Here is a 3001-nt window from a genome sequence, read left to right on the forward strand (position 1 = left end):
AGCCGGTGGCGATTTCCGAGGACCGCAGCAACCGGTTGTGGCTGGCACACCGCAACGGGCTGATCCGGATCGGATCGGACGGCGCGATCGAAGAGTGGACTTCGGACGATGCTGTCGACCCGGTGCCCGCAGGACAGATCGGCTGGCTGCTGCACGTCGAGGACGGCAGCCAATGGCTGGCGGCGCCGGGTGGCGGCGTCCAGCAGCGCGACCCGGATACGGGGCGGATCCTCCTTGACCTTCCGGCAGGCGAGGCCAGTGGGCTCGGGGATGCCGACATCGAATCGATGGTGGCGGGGCCGTCGGGGTTGCCGTGGATCGCGGGAGTCAACGGCGTCTTGCGCTTCGACGCTGCCCGCAAGCGCTTCGTCCAAGTTCCGGAGATGGGACATGCTCGCGTGCATGCGCTGGCCTTCGACGGGCCTGAGTCCGTCTGGCTCGAGCGTTTGTCCGGATTGGAGCATTACCGGCTGGACGTGGGCGGCTGGACGCGGATCGCATCCGTCGACAAGCACGTCGGTCTGCCCGCGGTTGCCGCCAATGCCCTGCTGGTCGACGCTGGGCATCGGGTTTGGGTGACCACGTCGCGCGGGCTGTACCGCTGGGATCCTGGTCGCCGCGTGCTGCGCCACCCCGGTGTGCAGGATGAAACCAGCAGCCAGGAATATCTGGAGCGGGCGGCAGTGTTGCGCGACGACGGCGTCTTGGTCGCGGCAACGGCAGATGGGGGGTTGCGCCTGATCGACACCCGCATGCCGGACCCGCCGTCCGCGCGCCCCGTGCTGAGGTTCGATTCGGTTGCCGTTCGTCGCAACGGCGGTTGGCAGGATCTGCCCCTGCGTGATGGGCTGCAATTCGAACCGGGCGACCGCGAACTGCGCATCCGAGCACGCCTGCTGGCGTTCGATGATCCGCCTGCAAACCGCTACTGGTCCTGGCTGGAGGGGTTCGATCGCGACTGGGTGGCGCTCGGAAACACCGGGGAGCGCGTGTTGACTGCGCTGGCGCCTGGGCGCTACAGGGTCCGAGTGCGCGCACTGGATGCCGCGGGCAATCCGGCAGTCGAGCAGATGTTGGACTTCGTGGTGCCACCACCATGGTGGCGAAATGCATGGGCACTGGCGGGATATGCACTGCTTGCCGTGCTGGCATTGGCAGCGCTGGCCCAAGGCTATCGCGGCCGACTGAAACGCCGGCATGCATGGCAGTTGGCCGAACACAAGCGTGAACTGGCCGAGCAGGCCTCGGAGGCGAAGTCCCGCTTCCTTGCGACGTTGGGGCATGAGGTGCGTACTCCGATGACGGGGGTGTTGGGCATGGCTGAACTGTTGCGTTCGACTCGGCTCGAGCCGCACCAGCGCAGCCAAGTCGATGCCATCCGGCGTGCAGGAGAACATCTGCTGCGGCTGGTCAACGATGCCCTCGACCTGGCGAGGATCGAAGCCGGGAAACTGCAGTTGACGAGTGCTGATTTCGCCCTGCGCCCGCTGTTGGATGAAGTGTCCGGCCTGATGGCGCCTGTTGCCGAAAACAAGGGTTTGGCATTCGTCGAGCGCATCGCTGCCGATGCGCCGCTGGCCGTGTATGGGGATCGCACCCGCGTGCAGCAGATCCTGCTGAACCTGATCGGCAATGCGGTGAAGTTCACCGAATCCGGCCAAGTCGCGGTGGAAACACTCGCCCTGTCGCCGCAGGGCGTGTGCTTCGTGGTGTCCGACACCGGGCCAGGGATGAATGCGCAACAGCAGTCGCGGCTGTTCCGTCGATTCGAACAGGCGGAAGGCGAACGCACTGCGTCACGCTATGGAGGGAGCGGGCTGGGACTGGCGATCTCGCAGGAGCTGGCGGCGGCGATGGGAGGGCAGATCCGGGTTGAAAGCGCATTGGGGCAGGGCACCCGTTTCATCGTCGAGTTGCCGCTGGGCCATGCAGTCTCCGGACTGCCGACGGAGTTCCAGGCCGCGGCCAGCCGCACCGTGGACACTGGCGCATTGCGGTTGCTGCTGGTCGAGGATGATCCGATCGTGGCCGAGGTCATGCTTGGGCTGTTGCACGAACAAGGGCATGCGGTGACTCACGCCGCGCATGGGCTGGCGGCCTTGACCGAGGTCGTGCTGCATTCGTTCGACGCGGCCTTGCTGGACTTGGACTTGCCCGGAATGGATGGGCTGGCCCTTGCGCGCGCATTGCGGGCGCAGGGGTTTACTGAACCGCTGCTGGCCGTCACCGCGCGATCGGATGCCGACGCTGAACCCTCGGCGCGCGACGCCGGGTTCGACGCCTTCCTGCGCAAGCCGGTCAGCGGCGAGCAGCTTGCGGACGCGCTGGCCGCGCTGCTGCGGCACTGAGCCGCAGCCAATGTGCGCTGCGGGCTGCTGCGCGTGGTGCTTGCGCGGGTTGGGGGGGAGCTTCAGCGCGCGCTGTAGCGATGCACCTCGTCCACCAAGGCGGCGACGTGTTCGGGATCCATGTCCGGCGACATGCCGTGGCCGAGGTTGAATACATGGCCTTCGCGAGAGCCGCCGTTGCCGGCGCGGTAGCTGTCCAGCACCGCCCGTACCTGCGACCGCACCGCGTCGGGGCTGCCGTACAGCATCGCCGGGTCGAGGTTGCCTTGCAGCGCCACCTTGCCCGACGTGCGACGCGCGGCCTCGTCCAGCGTCACCGTCCAGTCCACGCCGACGCCTTCCGCACCGCTCTCGGCCAGTGCTTCCAGATGCGCGGCATTGCCCTTGCCGAACAGGATCAGCGGGGTGTCGTCGCGCTTGAGTTCGCGCGCGATCCGGGTCAGGTAGGGCAGCGAGAATTCGCGGTACATCGAAGGCGAGAGCGTGCCGCCCCAGGTGTCGAACACTTGCAGCACTTGCGCGCCGGCGGCGTGCTGCGCCGATAGATAGGCGATCACCGCATCGGTGACCACGCCCAGCAGCGTATGCATCGCGGCCGGGTCATTGATGGCGAGTGCCTTGACCTTGCCCCAGTCCTTGCTGCCGCCGCCTTC

At 67.2% G+C, this 3001-nt stretch carries 2 protein-coding genes; one reads left to right on the forward strand and one right to left on the reverse strand.

Annotated elements, in window-relative coordinates:
- The coding region (locus IT472_RS01845) for a hybrid sensor histidine kinase/response regulator (protein WP_297177503.1) at positions 1-2348 on the forward strand (2348 nt) is incomplete at its 5' end.
- Between the two features lie 62 nt (positions 2349-2410).
- Here IT472_RS01845 and IT472_RS01850 read toward each other — a convergent pair.
- A partial coding sequence (locus IT472_RS01850; protein WP_297177506.1) for a uroporphyrinogen decarboxylase family protein occupies positions 2411-3001 on the reverse strand: 591 nt, incomplete at its 5' end.

The sequence above is a fragment of the Thermomonas sp. genome, from assembly GCF_020850895.1.
Lineage (GTDB): Bacteria > Pseudomonadota > Gammaproteobacteria > Xanthomonadales > Xanthomonadaceae > Thermomonas.